This is a genomic window from Sphingobacterium corticis (assembly GCF_042684745.1).
GTDB lineage: Bacteria > Bacteroidota > Bacteroidia > Sphingobacteriales > Sphingobacteriaceae > Sphingobacterium > Sphingobacterium corticis.
This window is the reverse complement of the sequence record NZ_JBHUMA010000006.1, coordinates 216,680-241,073: the sequence shown is the minus strand read 5'-3', so window position 1 is coordinate 241,073 and position 24,394 is coordinate 216,680. Positions and strand designations below refer to the sequence as shown.

Genomic DNA, 24,394 nt, shown 5'->3' with positions numbered 1-24,394 from the left:
AATTATTTAAACCTCTAAAGCTTTATCCACTTCTTTCATCAACCGATCTGTCGCCATTAATGCTGCTATTATTTTTTGGTAATGTAACACATCGTCAAAATCCAACTCGCGTTCTTTGCGGTCTTTGAGCCATTTTTGAGCGGGTTGATAACCACCGATGTAGAAATCCCACGCAACTTTAGGAACTTCTTGGAAAAATTGAGTTTCGTTAATATAAACTCTACCAATTTCATAAATAGGATCGATAAGTGAGATTTTATCACCATCTATGATTTCATAATTTTCTTCGAAATATGGTTTCGTTACTTGATTCGTGCCGGATATCGGATAGGAAGTAATTAATTTGTTTAGATGGGGGCTTTCTAGAAGATGAAGTTCACGAATCTGCTGTCCTAACTCCACAAGCTTCCAAAAGATAATTTGACCGGTGGGATAAGGCACTCGTGGGAAATTTATTTTCAGAAACTCTTTATATTTCTCACGATAAGCTGATGAGTGCAATATAGCATAGATATAATCCAAAATATCTATAGGAGCAAAAGTATTTTCTGTATTTTCTTTCTCATTGGTGAATTGCAACCTTAAATCTTTGGCGATTTTATCTACCGTCTCCCTATTGAGATTGGGAACTCTTTCGGATGGTTCTTCTATGGAAGTTTGACCATTGGTTTCGGGATAGAGATAAAGGGGGCATACGATCAATGAATCTCCAGCAGAATCTAAAAGATGTAAATCGCAAATTTTATTCGACAAGAAAAAATAAGAAGTACTTAAAGCTCTATTCGCTCTAGTTACAATTATTGCCAAATTATCTTTAAGCATATGGCGCATCAAATTTCTTCTTGAATCTCCTCTTACAATAATTTTAGAAATTTTATCTTCCGGATAATATGTATATCTATAATCAAATGGACGATAGTCTACGATTTGTATGTCTGAAAACTCATATTTTTTAAATAACAATTTTTTCTCATTAATTTTCCAATCTGGAGTTTCTTTAAAATTGTATTTGTTTTGTAAATCATTAGTAGATAAAGAATTAATATCATTAATCATTTCAACCACATTGTTTTTGGCAAAATGGGATTTCACCAAAAGATTATCTTTCCTAAATTTAACCCCTGTATTATTTATTGGAAATAAAATATTTAAAGAAAATCCTTTTTCATATTCTTTTTCTTCTTCAAAATCTTTAGGAACAAAAAAGAAATTATCATCATTAAATTGGAGCTGTTGCCAGTTAATAGTTTTTAGACCGTTTTCGTTTAAAAAACTATACTTAAATTCTCTTCTACCGAAAATTTCAGAATGAAATACTTTCCCTAATTCATTGCGCTTCATGTTTCCTGTTTTCACAAAAATGTTTATAGATACACCCTGCATAATATCAAACACATTTTGGTCAATACTCCCATCAGGAGCTTTTTCTTTTTTCTTTGAATTGCCATGTAAGTCCAAAATGTAGGAAGAATTGAAGCATCGTAATAAGCTTTTTCGCATCTGTCTAAAAACAATACCGTCTATGAAACTATTATTAGATATAAATGCTAAAATTCCGCTTCCCTTTTTCTCAATGTGGTATTGTCCATATCGAATGAATTTTACATAATCATCGGAAAGAGAGTTATAACTTTTTTCATTTAATTCCTTTTTATAATCTGTTATTAACTTACCAATCCAAGTTGGGGCGCCATCCTCATCTACTATTCTGTTTTGACTGCTTACGGCGTAAGGTGGATTACCAATAACTACCATCACAGGGGTGTCTCGTTTGACTTCGTTCGCTTGACTGGATTCATCCGACAACCACGAACTAAACAATGTATTGGTATCTGGATGTGCTTCCTCAAGCGAGTTTGTTAGGTAAATCCGAAAACGTTGATTGTCTTCAGCAGTGTAACCTGTTTCTGTTAACAGCATATCTAATTTTAGATGTGCCATCGCATATGATGCCATTAACAGCTCAAATCCATTCATCCTCGGGATAAGGTCTTCCTTGACATATTTTGGCCACATGCCCTCCATTCCCTTAAATTTGGAATAGATGTGTTTGATCGTTTCAGCTAAGAAAGTTCCCGTACCAGTTGCTGGATCTAGTACTTGTACACGGTGAACTTCTTTTTCGAAGTCGGTAACACCTCCTTTGTGTCTTTTGTCGGCAGATTGTACTTTGATCTTAACCTTGATCTTGCTTTTATCAGCTAATCCTTGCGGCAATCCAAACTCTTCTTTGAGGATATCATCAACTGCTCGAACGATGAAATTAACAACGGGTTGGGGTGTATACCAAACACCTCGTGCTTTTCTTAAAGATTTATCGTATTCCGCCAAAAAGGTCTCATAAAAGTGGATGATTGGATCCTCCATTTTGGTTGATCGGCCGAAGGTTTTCATGATTTTTGCCACATCGGTAGCTAAGAAAATGGTTACTAATTCGTCGACTATCCAGACAATCCGAGTATCCACATCAAAACCAGCAATATCATGAAATAATTTTCGCAAAAAAGGATTTGATTTAGGAATAAGTTCCGCAGCTTCTATCCTTGAAAAAGTGGGTAATGTTGGATCATGGTATCTTGCTGCAAACATTCCATAAGCAATCGTTTGCGAGTAGATGTCAGCAAATGAACGGTTGTTAATGTCATGGATTAACATCGTCTTGAAAGATGTTATTTGATTCTTTAGATTAGAATTCGTTCCCATTTCGTCGTCGAAGTCCAAAGATTGCTCGATTATATTTGCCATTAATCTAGCCTTGCCCGCCATCAATTGGGCAAGTTTACTCGGCGATTTGATAGATTGCGTGACAGTATTAGCGAAATTTAGAATTAGTGATTCGAATTGTTCGAAGTTTGATTCAATGGGTATAATTGTATCATTTTCGGTTTTTGCAATTCTTACTTCGGTAATAAATTCACCATCTCGATAGAATTTGAAGTTTAAATAGTCGGTAAAAATCAAATTGGATAAGCCTGATTTGTATCGATCGAACTGCTCCTTTAGACTTTTATGGTTTAGATCTACTCCGATATCTTTCGCTTCAATATACCCAACCGGAATGTTAGCTGCTCCGCTTGTCAATACATAGTCAGGTGCACCACATTGCACGCGTGCTGGTTCGTTGGTCACCAATATTTCCTTTGGCAATATATTCATCAACAACGCTTGTAGGTCTCCACGATATGAATGTTCTCGTGCATTTCTAGTTTTGTACAATCTATTAATATTGTCTATGTATTGTCTAGTTTTAGAAATCATTGATTAAAGTAAATTCAAGTGGTTTGTCGTGCACTAAAGGTAGTGAAAACCATAATCAAGAAAAAATCCAATTGGCAATAAAAAACCGTAAAATAAAGGTTGTTATTTATTGAGACTCGGGGAGAGCCAATTCGGGTTATTCGGAAATATTCACAAGAACAAAAACACTAGACTATTCAGCCTTATTAACCTATCTGCGATAGCTAACACGCTACCGCTTATTCATCTCCCATTCTATATGGTTTTCAATTAAACGATACAAATCATAGCTTGATTGCTCCAGTTCCTTGTAGATTCGCTCATTTTCTTGATCTTCCATTGAACAGTTTGGGATATGTAAGTTTTGGTAATAATTATACCAAACGTATTTTCCCATTGCGTAAATCAATTCTGATTTTAAACTCTGGTCGTCGGTGGATTCATACAGCTCTATTGCTTTGCAAAATCTTCGAGGGTTTAGGATAGACTTTTGTAAATCCTCATTCGAATCTTGAAGTTGTTTCTGATAAGTAAATGCTTTGTTGATTCTTTCTTGCAGTTCGTTTAAATACATAGCATGTAGTTCAAATTTAGAGAGCATACCAACTATAAATTTAGCGTTTTCGTTTCTTTCTTTTGCGATCTTCTGCATCATTTACCTGACCAGCGCCAACACTACTAAGTAAGCCGCCAATACCGCTAATAAAGGTACTTGCACCAATAGAAAATTGATTAGGAATTGCTTTTTCAGTTCCTTGTTCTGCTTCCTCATCATTGTAAGTTCCTCCATGACAGGATTCAAGTTTATTTTCACTTTTGCTGTATCGAGGGTTTCCAGCTTCCGATATATTACTTGCTGATTGTCGGTAATTGTTGCCTGCGTGTCGACTATATGAGCGATCATTTTTTCTGTTTTCGCGAAGCGTTCTGTCAAGTAAATCTTCAAATCTTTCTCTTGTTCTATCGTTTGTTTCGCTAATTGCCTGACGGTCTCTGCCTTGTTCATAGTTAAATTTTTGGTTTATATGTGACCATTTGAATTGATTTCCTAGTTTTTGACCTTTAGCTATAAATCCATCTTTCGAAATGTAAGCTATGCCAGAAACTCTGCCTGTACTTTCTGATTGATTAAAAATTAGATAAAAGCCATTATTTTCACATTTGGTTATAAAATCTATAATATTTTTTGATGTAGATAAAGCGTCCTTGACTCTTTCCTGCATCAGCATTCGATGAGAAAGCACTCCTGTTCGCTGAATCATCTCCAGTTCATCCTTATTGGGCGCTCGATCTTGTGCATCTTTCGATGACCTTACAATCTCTAGCCCGTACTTTTGTTCGATTTGCCGAGATAACTTCTCGCTACGCTGATAATTATTGGAGTCACTGACCAGTTTTGTTTTTCCGGTTGCGGGATCAATAGAGAGTCGATGCAGTAACAGGTGAACATGAATATGCTTATGATCTTCACCGTCATTATGCTTGTAAAGCAGAAACAAATGATCATCGCTAAATCCCATTCCTTTTTTTTAATCATCTGCAATGGATTTAAGGACTTCGTCGGAAACAATGTCTTTCTCAGAAAAACTCAAAGCAACATGGTAGCCATCATTTTTCATACGATTACTATGAAGACTATTGATCATTTTGATTTCTTTTAAAACAGCTTCCCCAGTCGGGTTTAAGAAATTGTGGTCTAATAACTCTGCTCGCTTACCTGCGTCCTGCAGATTCAATTTCTTTTCATTGTATTTTAGGGCATCTGCGAAACGGTGTACTTTTTGGATGGCGATCATGACTTGCGAATTTTGTATTGTACGGTATCTAAGATATCCGAAACCTGCTTGCCTATATTCCGGTCTATTTCTGTAATACGAGCTTGATTAATTGCTTTCATATATGCATTATAGGTTAAGCCAATTTTTCGCAGTTGGTAATACGTTTGTATATCTAAAAGAGGAACCGAGGCATCAGGCAGCTTTCCTTTCATCAACAGCTTTCTGAATATATCGGGAGCATGTGAATTGGTTCGATCGATGATTTTTTCAAGCTTTTGTTTCTCTCCAATATTCAAGCGGATCTTCACTTCGAAAACCCGCTTTTCATCGTTATGTAATTTCCTTTTTTTCATAACTAAACAAAGTGCAGTTTACCGATAGCAAGCGGATAGAAGACCCTCGCAATATTTTGCTGAGGGACTCTATCCATGTCTTGCTATCCTTCATAGTGAATTATATGTTTTCCTTTTTCAAGATATTCTCCAATATCCTTGCAATCTTTGTAGAAAGCATTAAGTGGGATGACTCGATCCTGAAATTCATCAATCAATACTTTTTGGATATCATAGCCTGCTGTATCATTATCTGTTGCAGAATAAATAGTCGAATAATTGGCTGTTTTAATCATCTCCATCAGTCTATCTCGCATGGAGACACTGTTCAAGATTATAAAATTGTTACGATCTTCCATCTTTGGATAGAGCGTTAAAAGCGCTAGAAAATCACTCCAAGATTCCGTAACGACCACGCTAGTGCTTCCCGTTGAAAATGATGTCATATCTTATGCAAATAAGGCATGTTTTTACGCGTGTAAATTCTCCTGTATTTTGCTTTCTATATTCGTAGCTAATCTCATAGCCTTTGCTATCATTTTGAAATGCTACACCAAAAAAGGAACGGCCGTAAATCTCGTATTCAATTTCCAATAGGTACTTTTTGCAGAGTGACTTTGAGATCTTTCGTCTAGCCAAATAGTTTACTAATGCCGGATGCGCGACAGATTTAATAGATTTGATGTTGTAAGTTCTTTTATTCTCTTTTTTCTCAGCAGATATGATATTCAAATTGCTATGCTGAGAAAAAGAAAAATCGATTTCTCGGAGAAAATTAAGTGTTTTTGGGATATCAAATTGATAGTATGCACAGATATAATCTACCACAGTCCCCGAGAGACCATTACCATAATCGTAGAACGTATTCAATCTTGAATTATAGGAGAAACTGGCGATAGTTTCGGTCGGTCTGAATGGCGATATAAACCAATGGTAGATTACACCTTTATTATTTTTAGTATACGACGCTCTGAAACCTTGTCGGTTCAATATATCGAGCATTGAAATTTGCTTCGCTTGTTTACAATCCATAGTCAAAATTTTAAATTTTCTTGATGATTTGATGATAACGTAGTTTAATCATCTTATTATTAATTAGTTGTGTCGTCATCATTGCGTCATCAATCAATCATATTCTGATGATCATCGATGATTTTGGGTAGTTTGATTAAGAACACTTTGATGAATGATGACCGCTTGATGATCGTTTGATGATGATATAATGTTTTGATAGATAATATTTTATAGTTAAAAATCATCAGAGCATCAATATTTTATTCACTTGCGATCTTTCTATCGTATAGAATCGTCCTTTTTGCTGCGATTCATATACAATACCACTCATATCGTACTTGTACGTCGTATAATTAAAAGTGTTGTTTGAAACTGGAATATTCCAGTTGTCAATAATTCTTTTTGTCTCGACACGATTGATGCGAATATTATTACTTTTCAGAAGTTCTATTGCATCCTTATTGGTAAAATGAAATATTTCCAATTCAAAGCTTTCCATGATTTCTAAGATGATACTTAGTAGTTCTGTTTCGACTTTGTTTCTGAATCGTTTCTTGATTCTCAAAAGCGAATCTGTTACTAACTGCTCTGGAGTGAACCACATTCTACTCTTCTTTTCAGTAATAATCGGTCTTTTCGCTAAGAAATACATTAAAGCAGGTACTTCCTCCTTCATCTTATCTAGCATAAATGGATCAATCGATGTTAATGGATGAATCTTACGGATCCAGTATCTGGTTTCTTGAGGATCGATGAAAATAAAATCATCTTCATTGTTGGAACAAAGAACAAATTTGCCAAAAAATTCTGTCTCGCTTCGATCCACACCTTTTGCTTCTACTTTGTATGAGCGTGCGGTTGATAGATTTTTAATCTTCTCAGAATCTTCTTTTCGGTCAAGTAGTACCTCATCCACAGCAATGATCAGCTTGTTTACCCATGAATCATTAAAATTCGAGCGAAAATCTTCGTTACTATTAAATGTCATGTTAGCCCCAAAGATTGCCTTGAGTAAAGACAAGAAGGTAGATTTCCCAGTGCCTCTCTGAATACTTACTAGACATAAAACTGGAAGCAGCTCAGTAGGTTTTTGAAATAATATTGTTAGGTAGTCTAAAGCAATGTCAAACTGTTCTCCGAATATATGTTTTAGAAATGCTAGAATCGTTTCGAAATTGCCTTCCAAAGGCGAGACTGGCAAAGGTTCATATTGGTTATAAAACCCCCTATATGATCTTTTATAATCTATATGCGAAGGTATATTAGTAAAGCCATCGTACTTCGGAATCTGATCAAAAATCTCAGACCATTTACGTCCGTAATCTTGTTTGATTACATCAAGCGACCAAGGCGCTAAGGTTTCTAAAAAATCTCCAGAAAGCAGGGGCTTTTTGATTTTTTTAAAATAAGTTGTTCTTACCCTTATGTAGGGATATGATTGATGATTTTCCATATCACGTTTGTTTACTTGGGTAGAATGCTCTAAATTTGATTGAGTGGTTTAGATAGAGCAAGTACCATAAGAAATTGAAGCGTCAAGCGAGCAGGCTTGACGCTTTTTTAGTGCTTAATTAAGTGCTGATTTTTGCTTGCCAACTTTATAAGTTGTGATCTGGAGTAGAACGGTCGGCTGAATTGATTAATCTGATAAAAAGGAATTAGATTTTTCTTTTCCAGTTGATAACGGTCTGTGGCGTGGCGCCAAATAATTCAGCCACCTCCTTCAGGTTAATTCTATCTTCCTTAGGAGGAAAGAAATCATCTTGTTTTTCTTTTTTTGAATTGCCGTCTCCTTGAACGGAAATTCCTTTTTCACTGAATTTGTTCATATTTTAAATGATTTTGATTCGCAACAATTTGCTTGAACAAACCTCCATAGAATAGACATTTTATTATTTACACTTCATTACATCTGTAAATAATATATGTTGTAAACATCTGAAATTAAGATAAATATCTTTCATACATGTTATCTGTGTTTTCCCTGACAGATTCATTAATATTATCTTCTTTTGTGAAAAGCTGTTTAATAGAAGTTGGCTTAAGTTTAATTCGCTTTACATAATTGTAAAGAATCATTGGAAATTTTGCGGTTGCATTTGAAAGATGGTCATCATCTCTCAGTCTATTCAGCAATCCTATGAAATATTTCAAGTTTACGCCATCATTTATTCTTTCCGAAATTTGATTCTGGTTATAGCAGTATTCATGAATTTTATATTTTGATGGGTAGAGACTAATATTGTCCCAAAAGACGTCGAAGACTCGATTACCATATTTATCAATTGTTAAATCGGTGCTTTGTTCAAAATAATTGGAGAGCACACGCCTAACGATGTCAGGACTTTTAACATCAAGATCCAAGTTTAATCGAAATTTGTTGTCAAGGTTCAACAATGGTATATCTGTTCGGAAGTAATTGTAGTTGGTCAAGATTTGATTAATTTCTTTAAACGTTACAAATTCTTGATTTATATTTTCAAAAATGGATGGATTCGAATAATTTGAAAAATTCAAATAGGGTATATGATCTAGCTTTATCAAATCATATGTTCTCCCGGCAAAAACTTGAAGATTTTGAGCCAAAGTGTCAAAGCCAAATACAGAAGTTTGTTTGAAAATATAATGCTCAAATTTTTTCAGCGCATCGTCCTTTGGATTGACGAGAAAAATGCTAAGAGCGTCCTTATCTGTATTGATTCCGTTGCTCAAATAGTTCTTAAGCACGGATATGTTTCTAATAATTTCGCTATCTAATTGGATTAAATACCAGTCAATTAAGCATTTTATATAGCTGGAAATTGATTGGAATTTCAGTGCCTCGTTCTTTTTATTCAGTAAAAAGAGTATGTATTCTCCTTCATTTAAACTTAGTTTAGCATTATAAATATCAGTGGAGAATGTTTTCTTAATTTCACTTCCCGAGTATAGAATTTGATAAAGAGTTTGTAATGCTGGTATTCTATCAAAGTGACTGTCTAATTCGAGATAATCTGTAACACTAAATTCCTTTGTAATGGCATCAGACAATTCTATCAAATCAGTAAAATTGATCTTGTCAGTAGATAGCATTATTATAGTTTGATCAGATTTAGATAGAAATTTAGATCTTTTCATAGATAGAAATTTAAAACTACTTTAAATGTACGGAAAAATAACGTACATTTGTGTTATTAATTGATTAGGTTTATGGCTACGTTAGTGAATGATAGGATTGATGTACGCATCAGCAAAGAGCATAAAGAGCTTATAAAATATGCTGCTGAGATCAGTGGCTTTAAGACTGTTTCAGAGTTTATTGTGACTTTGGCAAAAAATGAAGCTAACCGTATCATAGAAGAGGAATCTAAAATTCTAAAATCTATGGACGACAGGGTTCTTTTTGTCGAAACCTTACTGAATCCACCAGCGCCAAATAAAGCACTAAAGACAGCATTAAAAGATTACAATCAATTCTCCAATTTCTCATCGGATGACCTTAAAGGTTTTAGAAAAAAAGCATAACCGAAAAGGTTTTTCTTGTGGTGTTGTCGAACTGGACAACTACATTAAACAATATGTTAGCCAAGATGTAAAACGCAAATTGGCTGTCTGCTGCGTTCTCGACGATGAGGATGCAAATTTAATTGCCTATTACACGTTATCCTCTAGCAGTGTTGATCTGAACGATATTCCCGACGATCTTAAGAATTCATTAAAGTACACTGAAATTCCAGTTGTGATCATCGGTCGTCTTGCTGTTCACGTGGACTATCAAGGTAACAAATTAGGACAAATCCTATTAATTGATGCACTAAAGCGTATTATTGAAGTTAGTTATCTTGTTGGTAATCATGCCGTTATAGTAGATCCAATTAATGAATCTGCCGAAAAGTTTTACGCCAAATTTGGCTTTATCCAATTAAAGGATTCCAAGCGCATGTTTCTTCCCCTCAAGACAGTAGCTACTTTATTTGAAAAAGAATAAAGGTGAGTTAAGCACCTTTATTCCATTTTGTCATTTCTTTGGACAAATAGCTGCCTTCTAACTTTACGTATCTTCTGAAGCTACGCTCGTCTTTGTGATTGCTAATGTTTTTAACAACTCGTTCAGGAATACCAAGTTCCAATGAGACAGATATGAACGTTTTTCGTGCTACATGACTTGTGATCAATTCATAACGACGAAATTCCTTTCTTATAGGTCTAGCACCACGATACCTTGTTAATACCACCCGTTCATCCCAGCCCAATATTTCTGCACATTTCTGTAAGTTTTTATTGAGTTTAGTACTTGTGATTTTTGGGATAGGTTCGTAAATCGTCCCTTTATATTTCAAGACCAATTCTTTTAACGTATCCATCAAGGGGACTATGTGATTCATGGTTTTCGTTTTAACAATGGTCATATTCAAAAAATTCTCTTCGAACCTAGCGTCTGAAACAAGAAAAACATCGGAATGACGAAGTGCTGTGAACGCACCGAAGCAAAACATATCCCTTGATCTTTCGAGGGCTTTATTTTTAAAGTCGTAGTTATACAATTCCATGAGCTCTTTGTATGTGAGACGAATTACTTCTGTTTCATTTTCAAGACGTTTCAGGTCATGGTATTCGCCACTACTGTGATAACCTCTTTTCTTAGACCACGTCATAAAGGTTTTTATCACAGCAATCAATCGACTGTAGTAATTATTGAGATATTCTTTCTCATTAAAGCAATAATTCATAAAATCCTCCTCAAATCGTACATTAATCGTGTCAAAACGTAAAGGATATTTGGTAAAAGATTTGAACTGCATGAGCTTGTTTCGTGTGGTGATGAATTTCTTAACAGAGCTTTCCGCCTTGGTTAACTTAGATACTTTTATGTATTCATCAAAAGCATCGAAGAAATCAACGGCAACATTCTTGTCATCGTTTTCAAATCGATCTAAGAACTGCTTCTCGTTAAATTCCACTTCGTTATATTCAAAAAACTTAAAAATGGATTCCACTTTGTCTTTAATCTCGATGAGCGATCTGTTCCATTCTTTATACTCTTTTTGATAAGGATGTTTCCGATCGAAAACGATAAGTTCATTTTCAGTATCCCAATTTTCAATTGCACTACGCACTTCGAGATTTTTGCGAATGCGAATTTTCTCATGTTTCACTACCAATCTGATTGGCGCTAGTCCGTTTTTCGACACTTTGTCTTTTCTGATTTCTAAATTATACCTCATTGTAACAAACATTAAATTAGGGGAACCAAAGGGGGCAGATTTTAGATTAAAATGTATTAAAATGAATTAATATAGTTTAAAATATATTCACAACAATTTGATTACCAACACACTAAAGTATATGAAAACAAATTAAAAATGCAAATAAGTGCAGGTGGGCGCACAAAGTATAAAAGTCGTTTTTCTGTACGGAAAACGGCTTTTTTCGTTTCTCAGGGCACTTTAGGAGTTTGTACCCTGCGCTAAATTGGAGTTCTCCGATTGGTGTGATTTACATCCTTTTTTGTTGAACTTCACGTAAAACGGTTACAAATAGGTTACAGTCCTTTTGCGTGACAATTTTAAAATTATGGCAACAGTTAGCGCCAAGGTGTTTGATCATCAACAATCAATAAGGAAAGGAATAGTCAACTAAAAAATTACTACTTATACTACCAAACGACCTCATCGATCGAGTGAGCTAAACTACCTAGTATTCGAAATGAATAGCCACGAAATAGCTTATAAAAGTTGTTCGAAATACTTCGCTCCTATTTTTTATCCTATGTAAAATATATTCAGCGCAATAATCTGGAGATTTGCGATCATTTTAAAATTACACACTTCACTTCGCATGAAACAGATCTTATCCCGAGCGACTATCTATAGACTATCCTTCATTTGGGCAATGGTAGGAATGATCTCTTTATTCGGTAGACACAGTTTCACGACAGGTATGTCTAACATTGGCGCGGGATTGAGCTTTGTCATTCTTTTGATTACGATTATCGTGGCGTCGTTCGGGGTAGTAAAACAAGCGGATCAATTAGCGCACAAACTCGGCGAGCCTTACGGAACACTTATTCTAACCTTGTCCATTGCATCTATCGAAGTTATTCTAATCAGTGCTGTCATGTTGGGACCCGCTGAATCATCGAGTACCATTGGAAAAGATTCTACTTTTTCTGTGATGATGATTATCATGAACTTGGTGATCGGACTGTGTATCCTCTTAGGGAACCTTCGTCATAAGGAGCAGGAGTACAATGCTTCAGGAGCACTGACTTATTTTGCTATGATCATTATATTAGGTGGAACGGCTCTAATACTACCAAACTTTGTAATCGGCAAAGGCACTGGAGAATTTACTTTCGTACAATCGATTGCAGTGGCCATTATTGTTTTCATTATTTATGCATTCTTTCTAAAATATCAAATCACGGATTATCGACACCTCTATGTGCAGCCTGAAGCAGGAATGATGGATATTCCCTATCCGAGAAATCGAGAATTAAAGCCAGAGGAAGTTTCCTTTGACAAGGATGTCACTCCGTTGGGTACAGATAAATCTGAAATTTTCACTCGATCCATTATACTCATATTAATGATCCTACCGATTGTGCTACTATCTCATAATATGGCTACTGTGGTAGATTTTGGAATAGCGGCGACTGGGTTGCCAATCTCCCTTGGTGGCGTTCTTATTGCGATGATCGTATTTATTCCAGAATCGATAACTGCTATTCAGGCCGCAAGAAACAATGAATTTCAACGTACCATCAATTTATGCCACGGAGCTTTTGTTTCTACGGTCGGCTTAACTGTGCCAGCGGTATTAATCGTTGGATTAGTCAGTTCCAAACCTGTTTTGTTCGGATTATCTCCATCAGAAATGATTTTATTTGTGCTTACATTGTTGTTGAGTTTAATCAGTTTCCAAGGCCGACGAACTTCTCCAATTTTGGGTGTTGCCCACTTGGGCCTTTTTGCGCTATTCGTACTTTTGATTTTCGCTGGTTAACGGCAGTGAAAACCAAAATGTACTTCCTCTCCCCAACTCACTGCTAACACCAATTTCACCGCCATGCCGTATGATTATTTCCTTACAGATGTACAGCCCAATACCAAACCCGGATTTTAACTGGACTTGTGAGTTTTCTGCGCGATAAAATCGATCAAATATATACCGCTGATCTCTTTCTGATACACCTACTCCTTCGTCCTTTACCTCAACCACCACGGAATTACTTTTGCGAAAGCACGAAATGTTTATAGGCGAATTATTTCGGGCATACTTGATGGAATTCCCGATAAAATTCACAATAACTTGCTCAATCTTAGCAAAGTCGGCTTCCACTGTAACTTTCTCAACCGGACTAAATAGTAAACTATGACCAATAACTGTGGACGACATCTCGCTCTGAACGGATTGAATTAAATCAGACATATCAAAACGCGTAGTATCTAAATATATTTTTCCCTCTCCGCTACGAGCAACATCTAAGAACCCCTTAACCATACCAATCATTTTGTCGACTTGATTCTGAGCCTTAGTACCAAGTTCTAGCGCCGTATCATTTTGACCACGCTTGATTTTACCCGTCAGAATTTGCAAATAGCCGCTGAGCGATGTGAGTGGTGTGCGCAGCTCATGGCTTACCATGGCAATCAAATCGTTGCGTCGCTGCTCGTCCATTTTTCTACTGGTTATATCTGCAATTGTACCGGAAAAGTGGGATTTCTTTTCTTCACCCTCAAAAGCGTATAATCGACCGGTAGCGTGCACCCATCGTAATTTTTTGTCATGAAAACCTATGATCGGGTATTCCAAATCATACGGCTCGCCGGACTCGATAGCCGCGTTGACCAACTCTGTTACTCTGGTTCGATGCGAATCGACAATTTGTTCTATTGCCGCTTCATAAGGCATCTCGTCGTCAGCATAAAAACCAAACAACTCCTTCAATCGATCCGATGGCAGAAACTCTAGTGTATCCGCATTGATATACCAAGTTCCTAAGTTAGCTGAAGCCAATGCCATTTGTAAACTCTCCCTACTCTCCGTCAAACGTTGATGGAGAAGAATTCTCTCAGAAATATCGGAAAAACTGGCAATAGCTCCGGTGACTTCTCCCCGATCATTCTTTATGGGACTGGTATTCATACTTAAGTAAATCGATGTACCATTCGAGTCGCGAACGAGAAATTCAAAATTTCGAACCGTTTCGCCCGTTTTTAAGGTTATCGTCACCGGATGTTCATCGTCGGGCAGTGGTGTACCGTTCAAGCGTTTGTTGCCCCATATTACCGATGTATTGCTCAACTTGAGCATGTCATCCTTATTCACTTGAAAAATCTCCTGATTGCGGCGATTTGTATAAACAATGTTCCCTTTCTCATCCGTAATCCCCACACCTTCTCCCAATGAATCAAGGATGTATTGTAATCGCGCCTCTTTAACACCTAAATCACGATACAAATTTTTCAAGGTTAGTTCAGATGCGCTCAGCGCGTTATTCAGCTCCCAAAGATGTCCATTAGTTTCTAATAATTTTGCTTCATTTTCTTTATACTGAACGCTGTTTATCACTCTATCAGTTACCTCGGTGGCCATATTGATGATACCAACGACCGCATTATTTTCTACGATCGGGGTGTAAATGTAATCGTAATAAGCTATTTCCGATTTTCCAGTTCCTCTTTTAGAAACTGCTTGATCTTTTTTAAGCATGGGTTGGCCAGTACGATAGATCTCGCGGAGAATTTCCCAAACCTCTTGATCTTCAGGATTGGATAACACTTCCAAAAAAGCCTTTCCTTTAATACCCTCATCTTTATTCAGCAACGTCAGCATTAACGGATTGACGGAATCTATTATCATTTGGGAGCCGCTGAATATAACAATAGCAGTTGGGGCTTGATTTATGACATTACGAAGGTATTTTTCAGTCCTTAAGAGACCTTGTTCAAACGTTTTGCTCTCTTGTCGAGCTACCTCCAGCTGTTTTACCCTTTTCCTCAGCGTCAGCTTCTCTGCAATTTGTTTAGAAAGGATACGCAACGCCATTTCTTGATCTGCGGTAAGTTTGCGTTCTATTGTATCTATCACACAAACCGTCCCTAAGGCATGCCCGCTTTCATCCACAATAGACATACCTGCATAGAAACCAATTTTTGGATCACCTGTTACCAATGGATTCGATTTGAACCTATCGTCCTGATGGGTGTTTTCGACTTGAAGGATTTGTTTCGGATTCTGAATTGCTACCGTACAGAAAGACATTGATCTAGCAGTTTGGCGAAGATCTAGGCCTTTTACAGATTTAAACCATTGCCTATTTTTGTCAACGAAACTGACTAAAGCTATAGGTGTATTACATATTGCGGCAGCCAAATTGGTAATTTCATCAAAATCCACTTCGGATGGCGTATCGAGAATATCATAGGAATGTAAAGCATCTAGCCTACTGCTTTCGCCGTGATCAGAGAATTCATCAGACATATTCGGATATCAGTTCATTAAATATGGTAACTAAATTACGTTTTTCTGCACCTAAAAAAATAGATGTAATTATGTGTAAAAGCGTTTTTGTGAAAAATGGTTTTAGTTTGGAGGCGATGTTGCGATGTTTTTAAAAAACTGTGTTAGCCAATTCATGCAAAACTATCCGCTAGATTCGTATTATTTAAATAGGTTGCGACTGACTTTGATGATCATTACATGAATATCAAACTATCTAATGCTTGCTTCTGGAATTAATACGAAAAAGAATCAGGTGTTTTTACATCACTGAACGAGTGCTTGTCGGCCAAACTGTTTCTATCATCGTATGTTGAATAAATAGAATGTTTTTATACTATTAAACAGATTAAATCACACTAAAAAATTTATTATGGCTTTAGGAACAGGTAACGAAGGAAAATTAACAAAAGTGGTAGAAGATCAAACGTCAAAAATACCATCAATTGTATTTTTAGGTGCCGCGGTTGCATCGATGGGAATTTCTCTAACGTTGAAATGCTTATGTAAAGACAAAAACGCACTTTTCGTAGGACAATGGGCTGCACCGTTCTTGCTTCTTGGTATCTACAACAAGATCGTAAAGACAGAAGGGCACGATTAAGATTTGAAATCTTAACTAATTGAAGAAGGCTTTCAAAATTTGAAAGCCTTCTTCGTTTTTAATCATGGGTCGATTCCACATATGATTTCAACTGGTTTAAAGCATCTTCCCAGCCTTCCGAATGCGGATGTACACCTTCCTCTTCCGACTCGTTTTCCTGTACAACCGTTATGCTAGACCCATTCTCCAATTCTTCGAACGTCACTTTTAGTGTATAAAATCCATCTTTGATAGGTAAATCATCGAAATACCAATTCCATGAATATTCCAAGCGCTCATTTTCAACCTGCTCATGATATTCGCTTTTTATAATCAGATCTTTCTCGTCGACGTTATCGTCCGAAAAATGATAAACGACTTCTTTCTCTCCCTGTTTAATATCCACATGTTTCAAGGTTTTTTCTAGCGGCTTCCACCAAGATTTCAATTTCTGTTGATCCGTCCAAGCGCTGTATACGGACGCAACATCCACCGTGAATTCTTTCGTAACTTCTATATTATTTTTTACCATATTAAAAAAAATTGATTGCATTTAAAGAACATAATGCCGCATAATTAGTTTTATTATATACTATTATTTAGCAACAAAAGGTATAAGTAACTTCACGATCGAGTAAAGCTAAAACCAGTAGGGTATTTATACTTTAAAACGCAACATAGATGATTAAATAGACGACTGCAAAACGTGGCTAATCGATAAATACTAAATAATTTAGTTATATTTGTAATTCTTCATGCTTTGCTGGGCACTATACAACTATGAATAAAAAAATTTTAATTTTTGAGGATGATAATGCTACTGCTGAATTTTCGGGGATACTCGCACAGCAATTGGGATTTGAAGTTGCGTTTCGAACAAAAACAGATAATGTTTTGAACGATGTGTTGGAAGAGGCTCCCGACCTTGTCGTGATGGATAATTGGATCCCCGGCGAAGGAGGATTATCGTCAATAGACATGCTCAAAAATACGGCTTCAACAGCGCACATTCCGATTATCTTTTATTCTGCTAATACAGATTTCGAAAATTTGGCAAAAGATAGTAAGGCTGATATTTTTCTATCCAAACCATTCGATATCGAGGATTTTGAAGATGCGTTGAACCGCCTAATACCCGACAGTTCAAAATGACGAGCGATCGAAGATAATTAGAAAGATTTCCTATTTCGTTTGATTTAATAGCATAACAGTGCTAGCTTATACAGAGAATCCAAGCAAATATATTCTACCCGTTTTTCGGGTTGGAACTTCTGCGAAAATTTCCGTCACAAATTCAGAAATTGGTATCGCAAAAGAAAATTTCAAACGCGTTTTTAGCCGATTTTATCAAGTGCTTGCAAATGACAAGGCCTAATTTAGGACAGCAATTGGTTTGACTAAAAACTATATATTCTAAGATCCATCTTATCAGAATTAATCAGACATCTTTATACACGAGCACATCAAACTATTGCTGATTATTTACCACTCCATTGCTTCGTCCATTGAAACAATCCATCCATCAATAACAATAATTCCTCTGCCTTTTTACTTAACAAGTAAGTTACCTGGGTAGGTACCGTGTTCATCACTTCGTGTTTAGTGATTAACTCTTGATCTACAAGATCTTGGATACGTGTCGCTAAAACCTGCTGAGAGATTTCTGGAATGCTTTTTTGCAAAGCCGAAAACTGATTATTCCCTAAAGAAATTTCATATAGAACCATCATTAGCCAGCGTTTACCCGTGATCATAAGCGTATCGTTAACACTACATCGTCCTACTAAGGAGTTCCTATTTATCTGATTACTACTGCCTTTTTTGATTATAGTTCCCATATTACACGACTCATTAAAAAGTGAGTTATTGCCTACATCCGAGGTGGATAATAGCTTTGTACCAAAGTTAATCATTACGTTATGGAAATACGAAGAGTAATGCTACCAATAGCTACAGATGAGTTTGACAAAACAGTAGCGTTTTATAAAAAGATCACAGGTAAGGAAGTTGATATAACTGCCGAACATGATGGCTATAAACTGAGTGCGATAGATAGCTTTGTCGTGCTTGGTGCGGTAAGTTCTCCTAAGGCCTTAGAGATTCCGAGTCTTGTACATGCCATATTCATCGTTGATGACCTTCAACCGTTTTGGGAAATATTAAGCAAGGTGGCGAAAAATATTATAATTCCTATCAATCGCGTCAGCACTGGAATTCGATTTATCGTTGAGCAACCAGATGGAAAAATAATTGAATACCTCCAGCTGAATGAATAAATGTGAGTAAAATAGCGCCATAATCTAACATTTATGACGGGGGGGGGTGCCATCATCATGCATGAATTCGTAACCAAAGGATAAAAATTGCGTTTCGATCTGTTAAATTGCATTATGGAAATTTCAGATTTGCAAAGACTACGTCGAACTATCAATCAACTGCTGGAAATAGACGATAGAAACTGGGAACTCATTGCGCATAACATCTCCTATGTTAACCTAAAAAAGGGTGAAAAATGGATTGTTGAAGGTAAAAAAGAGAACAGAATTGGTTTTATTTTAGATGGAAATATGCGGCATTATTATACGCGCGACGGAGAAGAAAAGACGACCTACTTTTATTTTGCAGATCATCTTGTTAGCGCGTATTTCAGCGCCCTTACCAACGCGCCTTCCAAAATGTCTATTCAAGCTCTAACCGATTGCAAACTTATAACGTTTCCGTACAGCTTACTGACGTCGCTTTTCGATGAATCAAAAGTTTGGGAAAGATTTGGACGAAAACTTGCCGAATACCTCGCAATTGGACTGGAAGAAAGAATGGTCGATTTGCTTGTACTTTCTCCTAAGGATCGCTATCTACAATTGATTCAAGGAAACAAACGTAAAATTGTAGAACAAATACCACAGCATTATATCGCTGACTATCTGGGGGTCAGTCCCGTTAGCCTGAGCAGAATACGAAAAAGGATCTTTTCGCAAAGATAATTCTAAAATGAATTTATTAGCTTTTGTTAACGGCTTACAATTTTCGTTTCATGACATTTGCGTATCAAACATATACGAAAATGAAAAAGATTTTACAGGCGGAAGCCATTGCCCCATTTATCATAAGCGTGTTATTAATACACACAATGGATGTAAATTTCGCTTGGTGGATTTGGATACTCATCTTTCTATTACCAGATTTAAGCATGTTTGGCTATGCATTCGGAAACCGCGTTGGAGCGATTAGTTACAATGTTTTACATCACCAAACCTTTGCGGCAATACTCGCCATATTCGGCTTTATATTACAATTGCCTTACGTAGAATTGGCAGGTTTAGTATTGATCGGACACAGTAGCTTAGACAGGCTGATGGGATACGGATTAAAACTAGAAGCGGGTTTTCAATTTACACATCTAGGTACAATTGGACACAAACGAAAGTTGTCGAATTAGCTTTATCTAACTATTAAAGTCAGCGCCTTAGAAAAGAACTATTTCAGTCAACCTGCATCGTTGTTGACGATTGTGAACAATATGTATAAAACGAATAAGTTGCCGAATTGACAACTAATTCATTTTGCCAGCATATAAATAGTAAAAATATTTACCGTTCGCAACGTTTTAAGGCAAACTTATCTAAATCGATGGGCAATTTCGCTCTCAATGCGCTTCAATGTATAGATATTGCTTTCAGAAACGCGATATTTTAGCCGGATTAAATCTTCTTCTTATTTAACGGATGTTTGTTGTACTCACTTTCAGTAAGTACGCGCTGTAAAAACTCTTGTGTAAGCGCATCGTTATAAGAGGAAGCGAGCAGTTTGTCTACGTTTAAATATATGATAAAGGGATAATCCTTCTTATCTAAATGATCAACAATGTTACTAATCATCGTGCTATTAGCGTTATTGATTTCCCGTTTGAGCATATTCGACCACATAAATACCACAACGTCCTTATTGCGAGGTATCGTAGATTCGCTTAGCCCGACTTTTTGAATGAGATCATCTAATGTCCACGTTTCGTGAGATACATCAGCCGCCGACTTAGGGAAATATTGCTCCAGTCGCTGTTCATGATTCCAATTGAGTTTATTGATACTTCCGGGAGCTAAACAGTTTGTATGATACGACACAAGCTTTCGTTGCTTGTCGAAATAAAGTATCTGTATAGGCTGAAGCGAAAAATTGGGATATATCGAATCGAAAAGCGCCGAATACCGAACTGAACTTGTGTCCGAAATAGCAAAACTAACTTTTTGGCCTGGATATTTTTTTGTGAGCTGGTCGGACTTCTTTTGATATTCAACGGCGTTAAAACTTTTAATCTCGTGTATTCCGGCAACTTTTAGGAGGGTAGTTACACAGGAGCTCATGACAAACAGAATGGAAACGGAAAGAAATGTTAGTTTTAGCTTATTCATAGATGGTTAGGATAAAGTGCGATATTTTTTGAACAATGAAGATTTCTTAAATACGAATCCAATGTCCCGTATTGTGATCGTTTAATTTCATATCGAAGGTTAAATTTACAAAAATAATTGAAAGTCGACGAGCGGAAAATTCAACATTTATTGACCCACGGCTTACCCCAATTCCCTACAGATAAAAAGTGTTAAAAAATTGATAAATTAACTATTTAAGTAAAAAAGTCAGTATAATTGTGAGTCAACTTAATTTCAAAACTATGAATGAAAATAATTCAAACAAGATCACCTCTAAACAGAAAACGATCCATTCGTCATTAGAAAAATTAGTTCCCTCATTCCATACTGTGTTTCCAAACACTCATTATTTCGAAATTGATTCGGAAAGTGCGGGAAACAGATTTTCGGCATTTGTCACTTTACCTGCTACCTATGCAGACAACGAAAACGAGCTATTTCCGGTGGTGTACCAATTAGATGCCAACATCTATTTCCCATCAACCGCCCCGTTCCACTTGGCTACACACGGCGACATCATGTCAACTTTGCGACCTTTTATTCTAGTTTCCATAGGGTATTCTGAACAAGAAAGTCAAGAATGGGACTGGTTACGCGTGCGCGATTTGGTACCACCGGAAGAAAGTGTTCCCGAAATCTTTTATCAAACATTAGATGCAAGCGTTCAAGCAGGTCTTGTATCACAAGAAAAGAGTGAGATATACCGCGAGATGTTCGGGAAACCCGCTGGTGACAAATTTCTAAGCTTTTTAGAAAATGAACTTCATCCTCATTTAGAAGAAGCTTATCGAATCGACAAAAATGATGCTGGCATTTGGGGCTTCTCTTATGGCGGACTTTTTACGTCCTATGTAGCCTTGAAAAAGTCCGAATTATTTAAATATATTGGCGCTGGAAGTCCCGGCATCGTTGGAAACGATAGCTCTATCTATAAAATGTACGATGAATCAGTATCTTCCAAAAAGGACTATTCTGGAAGACACTTACATATTACGCTTGGAGCTAGAGAACTTGCCGATTTCGGTCCTTATCAATGGCTTACTGCTCGAGGAACGAGTGAGTTAATTGCAAAGGCATCACAATTTCCACTATCCGGTATGCGAGTTACCAGCGAACTAATTCCCCTAGAAACGCACTTGACAGGGGGAGTTTCTTCCTGGTTTAGCTTTCTGCGGACTTGTTACGCAAAAAAATAGATTTAGTTCGAAACAAAACAAGCTTGCGCCAAGGTATGCTTGTTTTGTTAAATCATAAATCGCGCTATCACTGCGTAATTATGAATAAAATACCCTTATTAGAAAATGAGCTTTCCTGATTACCTACTCATTATTACTCACAAACAACTCATTATCCTCTTTAGAAACAATACCTAAAAAACGATCATAGTGCTTAAGCACGTCGCTGATCAGTTCATTTTTAGTGAAATATTTCACGTCGTAACCATCGCGCCCATCGCCAAAATATGTTTTCGGATAATATGTTTTTGCATTTTCCACGTCTGGAAGGTTATCTTCTTTCACAAAAAATTCCGCGACTTGTTTACGTTGACATTTTACGCCATACAGAAAATCATCCACCGCATCATGCGCGATATCTATTTCTATGCGAAGCGGATTTTCCAATTTCTTGATGGTAGCGTGGATATTATTTTTCGCAAACTCTTCCTTCAACTCATTAAATGCTGGTTGAACTTCATTTTGGATGTATTGGTGCACAGCATCCTGCGTATTGAATCGTACGATCTTCTTCAGTCGATCTTTCCAAAATTCGCCCGACCAAGGAATGGTAGTAACTGAAAATTGGCTATCGTAATAATTCTGGTCAATAATTAGGGCTTTCAACAAAGCGACCGCGAACAGCACCATGATCACAGAAAATGGGAGTGCGGTAATCAATGTCATGATTTGCAAAGATTGCAGACCGCCGGCATTGAGCAACATCAGCGCCAACAAAGCCAATAAGACGCCCCAAAATATCGTTTGCCATTTGGGTGAATGCTTGGCATTTCGAGTAGCAATCGTATTCATTACTAAAATTCCTGAATCGGCTGATGTAACAAAGAAAATAATCACGATGACAATTGCTAATACACTTAACACATTTGACCAAGGTAGATAATTGAAGAATTCAAACATCATAGAATCTGGATCGGAGACCATCGCTCCGAGTGCTCCTGATGCGATATGAACATCTGTCCATATTGCGCTGTTCCCAAAAACGGTCATCCAAATAAAGACAAACAAAGTTGGCAGCAACAATACCGCAGCAATAAATTCGCGTATCGTGCGCCCTCGCGATATTTTGGCAATAAATAGTCCTACGAATGGCGCCCAAGAAATCCACCATGCCCAATACAATATCGTCCAATTGTAAAACCAAGGCAATGTTTGCTCTTCGTAGATGTGTGTATCGAACGTTAAATTGAAAAAGTTGTTAATATAGTTACCGATTCCACCGGTAAACGATGCAATAATATAATTTGTAGGACCAAGAAATAGCACCAATAAAAGCAGAAAAATAGCGGCAATTAAATTTGCGTTACTAAGCAGTTTGATACCTTTATCTACCCCAGATATTGCGGATATAATCGACAAAGAAACCATAATAGAAACCAAAATGCATTGATATAGGAAGCTTGTTTCCGGAACGATTCCAAGACGTTCCAACCCGGAATTGATTTGGACTACACCAAACCCTAAGGTAGTGGTAATGCCGAAAAATGTACTACATAACGCAAATACATCAATCGTAGTTCCCCATTTTCCAGTTACCCTGTCTTTCAATAGCGGATATAAACAGCTTCTAAGCGAAAGCGGTAGTTTGTATCGAAACGCAAAATACGCTAATGCCAATCCTACTAATCCATAGATCGCCCAAGCATGGATACCATAATGAAAGAAAGTGTACAATTGTGCATTACGCGCTCTATTTTCATAATTGGTTTCGGCGAAAGCTTCCGAAGTATAGTGCGTCATCGGTTCCGCCACGCTGAAATACATCAATCCAATTCCCATTCCTGCGGCAAACAACATAGAAACCCAGGAAAAAAATGAGTGCTCGGGTTTACTATCATTAGCGCCTAGCTTGATATTGCCATATTTGCTAAAAGTTAAGAATCCTAAGAAAACTACAAAAATGGTAATTGCCCAAACATACACCCAATTTAAGTTGACAAAAACGAACTCCTTGATGACGGTTAGCGCTTTTTCTGTAGATTCAGGTGCTATAGCTGACAACACGCAGACGCCCAAAATAAATAACAGACTCGGGATACTTACGCCCAAATCCATAGTAGTTTTCAATTTTCTCATAAAACGTATTTCTGATGGATAAACTCGACAGTAAACAAATTGTTCAAAATTGAATCATAATTATAAACAAACGCCATTATTACGCTGTATCGCTTTACTAAAAATCAATAAAAATAAAAATAACTAATAGTTAACAACTATAAACATCATGTTGATCGTTTATTGAAAGATCTTTGATAGCGTAAAGTATGTCGATCATAATGGCATCATGTTATTTCTTTACGAT

The 24,394-nt window shown here is 36.7% G+C and carries 23 protein-coding genes and 1 pseudogene; 9 read left to right on the top strand and 15 right to left on the bottom strand.

The features are described 5' to 3' along the window. Positions 1–6: 6 nt before the first annotated feature. From ACFSQ3_RS07165 to ACFSQ3_RS07125, 9 genes and pseudogenes are all read right to left on the bottom strand, one after another. Entirely contained in the window at positions 7–3,156 is a 3,150-nt protein-coding gene (locus tag ACFSQ3_RS07165) for a type ISP restriction/modification enzyme (protein ID WP_380868853.1), read from the bottom strand. Positions 3,157–3,469: 313 nt separating this feature from the next. Beyond that, positions 3,470–3,811: a hypothetical protein gene (locus tag ACFSQ3_RS07160; protein ID WP_380868852.1), complete on the bottom strand. Its 342-nt coding sequence runs from the start codon at positions 3,809–3,811 to the stop codon at positions 3,470–3,472. Between the two features lie 40 nt (positions 3,812–3,851). After that, positions 3,852–5,033, bottom strand: a pseudogene (locus tag ACFSQ3_RS07155) (relaxase/mobilization nuclease domain-containing protein). Further along, on the bottom strand, positions 5,030–5,368 hold the full coding sequence (locus ACFSQ3_RS07150; RefSeq protein WP_380868851.1) for a hypothetical protein: 339 nt from the start codon (positions 5,366–5,368) through the stop codon (positions 5,030–5,032). Before ACFSQ3_RS07150 ends, ACFSQ3_RS07155 begins: the two are co-directional and overlap by 4 nt. Positions 5,369–5,451: 83 nt before the next feature. Further along, positions 5,452–5,793, bottom strand: a complete 342-nt coding sequence (locus ACFSQ3_RS07145) for a toprim domain-containing protein (RefSeq protein WP_380868850.1) — start codon at positions 5,791–5,793, stop codon at positions 5,452–5,454. Further along, entirely contained in the window at positions 5,765–6,379 is a 615-nt protein-coding gene (locus ACFSQ3_RS07140; protein WP_380868849.1) for a hypothetical protein, read from the bottom strand. Before ACFSQ3_RS07140 ends, ACFSQ3_RS07145 begins: the two co-directional genes overlap by 29 nt. Before the next feature lie 226 nt (positions 6,380–6,605). Next, positions 6,606–7,814 (bottom strand): primase-helicase family protein, encoded by a 1,209-nt coding sequence (locus tag ACFSQ3_RS07135; RefSeq protein WP_380868847.1) that lies wholly within the window; start codon positions 7,812–7,814, stop codon positions 6,606–6,608. Positions 7,815–8,019: 205 nt separating this feature from the next. Continuing rightward, complete coding sequence (locus tag ACFSQ3_RS07130) at positions 8,020–8,190, bottom strand: hypothetical protein (protein WP_380868845.1); 171 nt, start codon at positions 8,188–8,190, stop codon at positions 8,020–8,022. A 115-nt stretch (positions 8,191–8,305) separates the two neighbouring features. After that, the gene (locus ACFSQ3_RS07125) at positions 8,306–9,478 is read right to left on the bottom strand and encodes a hypothetical protein (protein WP_380868843.1); all 1,173 of its coding nucleotides are present in this window, start codon (positions 9,476–9,478) and stop codon (positions 8,306–8,308) included. A gap of 72 nt (positions 9,479–9,550) precedes the next feature. Between ACFSQ3_RS07125 and ACFSQ3_RS07120 the strand changes: the two genes are divergently transcribed. Together ACFSQ3_RS07120 and ACFSQ3_RS07115 are read left to right on the top strand one after the other, a co-directional pair. Then, complete coding sequence (locus tag ACFSQ3_RS07120; protein ID WP_380868842.1) at positions 9,551–9,865, top strand: type II toxin-antitoxin system TacA family antitoxin; 315 nt, start codon at positions 9,551–9,553, stop codon at positions 9,863–9,865. Continuing rightward, a complete protein-coding gene (locus tag ACFSQ3_RS07115; RefSeq protein ID WP_380868840.1) occupies positions 9,834–10,328 on the top strand; it encodes a GNAT family N-acetyltransferase in 495 nt (164 codons plus the stop codon). The genes ACFSQ3_RS07120 and ACFSQ3_RS07115 overlap by 32 nt, the downstream gene beginning before the upstream one ends. A gap of 7 nt (positions 10,329–10,335) precedes the next feature. Here the strand turns inward: ACFSQ3_RS07115 and ACFSQ3_RS07110 are convergent, their stop codons facing one another. Then, the gene (locus ACFSQ3_RS07110) at positions 10,336–11,565 is read right to left on the bottom strand and encodes a tyrosine-type recombinase/integrase (protein WP_380868838.1); all 1,230 of its coding nucleotides are present in this window, start codon (positions 11,563–11,565) and stop codon (positions 10,336–10,338) included. A 613-nt stretch (positions 11,566–12,178) separates the two neighbouring features. Between ACFSQ3_RS07110 and ACFSQ3_RS07105 the strand changes: the two genes are divergently transcribed. Continuing rightward, positions 12,179–13,345 (top strand): calcium:proton antiporter, encoded by a 1,167-nt coding sequence (locus ACFSQ3_RS07105; RefSeq protein WP_380868836.1) that lies wholly within the window; start codon positions 12,179–12,181, stop codon positions 13,343–13,345. On the opposite strand, the gene ACFSQ3_RS07100 is transcribed toward ACFSQ3_RS07105, so the two are convergent. After that, positions 13,316–15,826: an ATP-binding protein gene (locus ACFSQ3_RS07100; protein ID WP_380868834.1), complete on the bottom strand. Its 2,511-nt coding sequence runs from the start codon at positions 15,824–15,826 to the stop codon at positions 13,316–13,318. The two genes, ACFSQ3_RS07105 and ACFSQ3_RS07100, sit on opposite strands and share 30 nt — an antisense overlap. A 391-nt stretch (positions 15,827–16,217) precedes the next feature. On the opposite strand from ACFSQ3_RS07100, the gene ACFSQ3_RS07095 reads away from it, so the two are divergent. Further along, positions 16,218–16,448 (top strand): hypothetical protein, encoded by a 231-nt coding sequence (locus ACFSQ3_RS07095; protein WP_380868832.1) that lies wholly within the window; start codon positions 16,218–16,220, stop codon positions 16,446–16,448. Between the two features lie 58 nt (positions 16,449–16,506). Here ACFSQ3_RS07095 and ACFSQ3_RS07090 read toward each other — a convergent pair whose 3' ends face one another. Continuing rightward, the gene (locus tag ACFSQ3_RS07090) at positions 16,507–16,959 is read right to left on the bottom strand and encodes an SRPBCC family protein (protein ID WP_380868830.1); all 453 of its coding nucleotides are present in this window, start codon (positions 16,957–16,959) and stop codon (positions 16,507–16,509) included. A 248-nt stretch (positions 16,960–17,207) separates the two neighbouring features. Between ACFSQ3_RS07090 and ACFSQ3_RS07085 the strand changes: the two genes are divergently transcribed. Beyond that, positions 17,208–17,579, top strand: coding sequence for a response regulator (locus ACFSQ3_RS07085; protein ID WP_380868828.1), 372 nt, complete (start codon positions 17,208–17,210; stop codon positions 17,577–17,579). A 326-nt stretch (positions 17,580–17,905) separates the two neighbouring features. Here the strand turns inward: ACFSQ3_RS07085 and ACFSQ3_RS07080 are convergent, their stop codons facing one another. Continuing rightward, positions 17,906–18,181, bottom strand: coding sequence for a winged helix-turn-helix transcriptional regulator (locus ACFSQ3_RS07080; protein WP_380868826.1), 276 nt, complete (start codon positions 18,179–18,181; stop codon positions 17,906–17,908). Between the two features lie 165 nt (positions 18,182–18,346). Between ACFSQ3_RS07080 and ACFSQ3_RS07075 the strand changes: the two genes are divergently transcribed. The 3 genes from ACFSQ3_RS07075 (at position 18,347) to ACFSQ3_RS07065 (ending at position 19,866) form a co-directional block, all read left to right on the top strand. Beyond that, positions 18,347–18,703 (top strand): VOC family protein, encoded by a 357-nt coding sequence (locus ACFSQ3_RS07075; RefSeq protein WP_380868824.1) that lies wholly within the window; start codon positions 18,347–18,349, stop codon positions 18,701–18,703. A gap of 114 nt (positions 18,704–18,817) precedes the next feature. Further along, entirely contained in the window at positions 18,818–19,411 is a 594-nt protein-coding gene (locus tag ACFSQ3_RS07070; RefSeq protein WP_380868822.1) for a Crp/Fnr family transcriptional regulator, read from the top strand. An 80-nt stretch (positions 19,412–19,491) separates the two neighbouring features. Next, entirely contained in the window at positions 19,492–19,866 is a 375-nt protein-coding gene (locus ACFSQ3_RS07065; protein WP_380868821.1) for a DUF4260 domain-containing protein, read from the top strand. Between the two features lie 262 nt (positions 19,867–20,128). On the opposite strand, the gene ACFSQ3_RS07060 is transcribed toward ACFSQ3_RS07065, so the two are convergent. Then, entirely contained in the window at positions 20,129–20,836 is a 708-nt protein-coding gene (locus ACFSQ3_RS07060; RefSeq protein WP_380868819.1) for a hypothetical protein, read from the bottom strand. A 263-nt stretch (positions 20,837–21,099) separates the two neighbouring features. Here ACFSQ3_RS07060 and ACFSQ3_RS07055 point away from each other — a divergent pair, with 263 nt between their 5' ends. Next, positions 21,100–22,053, top strand: coding sequence for an alpha/beta hydrolase (locus tag ACFSQ3_RS07055; protein ID WP_380868817.1), 954 nt, complete (start codon positions 21,100–21,102; stop codon positions 22,051–22,053). 123 nt (positions 22,054–22,176) lie between these two features. On the opposite strand, the gene ACFSQ3_RS07050 is transcribed toward ACFSQ3_RS07055, so the two are convergent. Continuing rightward, positions 22,177–24,168 (bottom strand): BCCT family transporter, encoded by a 1,992-nt coding sequence (locus ACFSQ3_RS07050; RefSeq protein ID WP_380868815.1) that lies wholly within the window; start codon positions 24,166–24,168, stop codon positions 22,177–22,179. Positions 24,169–24,394: the final 226 nt, after the last annotated feature.

Bases quoted from the DNA above. Each gene is read 5' to 3' on its own strand.
- ACFSQ3_RS07165 (WP_380868853.1), bottom strand. From the start codon at position 3,156: ATGAATATATTGCCAAAGGAAATATTGGTGACCAACGAACCAGCACGC.
- ACFSQ3_RS07160 (WP_380868852.1), bottom strand. From the start codon at position 3,811: ATGTATTTAAACGAACTGCAAGAAAGAATCAACAAAGCATTTACTTAT.
- ACFSQ3_RS07150 (WP_380868851.1), bottom strand. From the start codon at position 5,368: ATGAAAAAAAGGAAATTACATAACGATGAAAAGCGGGTTTTCGAAGTG.
- ACFSQ3_RS07145 (WP_380868850.1), bottom strand. From the start codon at position 5,793: ATGACATCATTTTCAACGGGAAGCACTAGCGTGGTCGTTACGGAATCT.
- ACFSQ3_RS07140 (WP_380868849.1), bottom strand. From the start codon at position 6,379: ATGGATTGTAAACAAGCGAAGCAAATTTCAATGCTCGATATATTGAAC.
- ACFSQ3_RS07135 (WP_380868847.1), bottom strand. From the start codon at position 7,814: ATGGAAAATCATCAATCATATCCCTACATAAGGGTAAGAACAACTTAT.
- ACFSQ3_RS07130 (WP_380868845.1), bottom strand. From the start codon at position 8,190: ATGAACAAATTCAGTGAAAAAGGAATTTCCGTTCAAGGAGACGGCAAT.
- ACFSQ3_RS07125 (WP_380868843.1), bottom strand. From the start codon at position 9,478: ATGAAAAGATCTAAATTTCTATCTAAATCTGATCAAACTATAATAATG.
- ACFSQ3_RS07120 (WP_380868842.1), top strand. From the start codon at position 9,551: ATGGCTACGTTAGTGAATGATAGGATTGATGTACGCATCAGCAAAGAG.
- ACFSQ3_RS07115 (WP_380868840.1), top strand. From the start codon at position 9,834: ATGACCTTAAAGGTTTTAGAAAAAAAGCATAACCGAAAAGGTTTTTCT.
- ACFSQ3_RS07110 (WP_380868838.1), bottom strand. From the start codon at position 11,565: ATGAGGTATAATTTAGAAATCAGAAAAGACAAAGTGTCGAAAAACGGA.
- ACFSQ3_RS07105 (WP_380868836.1), top strand. From the start codon at position 12,179: ATGAAACAGATCTTATCCCGAGCGACTATCTATAGACTATCCTTCATT.
- ACFSQ3_RS07100 (WP_380868834.1), bottom strand. From the start codon at position 15,826: ATGTCTGATGAATTCTCTGATCACGGCGAAAGCAGTAGGCTAGATGCT.
- ACFSQ3_RS07095 (WP_380868832.1), top strand. From the start codon at position 16,218: ATGGCTTTAGGAACAGGTAACGAAGGAAAATTAACAAAAGTGGTAGAA.
- ACFSQ3_RS07090 (WP_380868830.1), bottom strand. From the start codon at position 16,959: ATGGTAAAAAATAATATAGAAGTTACGAAAGAATTCACGGTGGATGTT.
- ACFSQ3_RS07085 (WP_380868828.1), top strand. From the start codon at position 17,208: ATGAATAAAAAAATTTTAATTTTTGAGGATGATAATGCTACTGCTGAA.
- ACFSQ3_RS07080 (WP_380868826.1), bottom strand. From the start codon at position 18,181: ATGATCACGGGTAAACGCTGGCTAATGATGGTTCTATATGAAATTTCT.
- ACFSQ3_RS07075 (WP_380868824.1), top strand. From the start codon at position 18,347: ATGGAAATACGAAGAGTAATGCTACCAATAGCTACAGATGAGTTTGAC.
- ACFSQ3_RS07070 (WP_380868822.1), top strand. From the start codon at position 18,818: ATGGAAATTTCAGATTTGCAAAGACTACGTCGAACTATCAATCAACTG.
- ACFSQ3_RS07065 (WP_380868821.1), top strand. From the start codon at position 19,492: ATGAAAAAGATTTTACAGGCGGAAGCCATTGCCCCATTTATCATAAGC.
- ACFSQ3_RS07060 (WP_380868819.1), bottom strand. From the start codon at position 20,836: ATGAATAAGCTAAAACTAACATTTCTTTCCGTTTCCATTCTGTTTGTC.
- ACFSQ3_RS07055 (WP_380868817.1), top strand. From the start codon at position 21,100: ATGAATGAAAATAATTCAAACAAGATCACCTCTAAACAGAAAACGATC.
- ACFSQ3_RS07050 (WP_380868815.1), bottom strand. From the start codon at position 24,168: ATGAGAAAATTGAAAACTACTATGGATTTGGGCGTAAGTATCCCGAGT.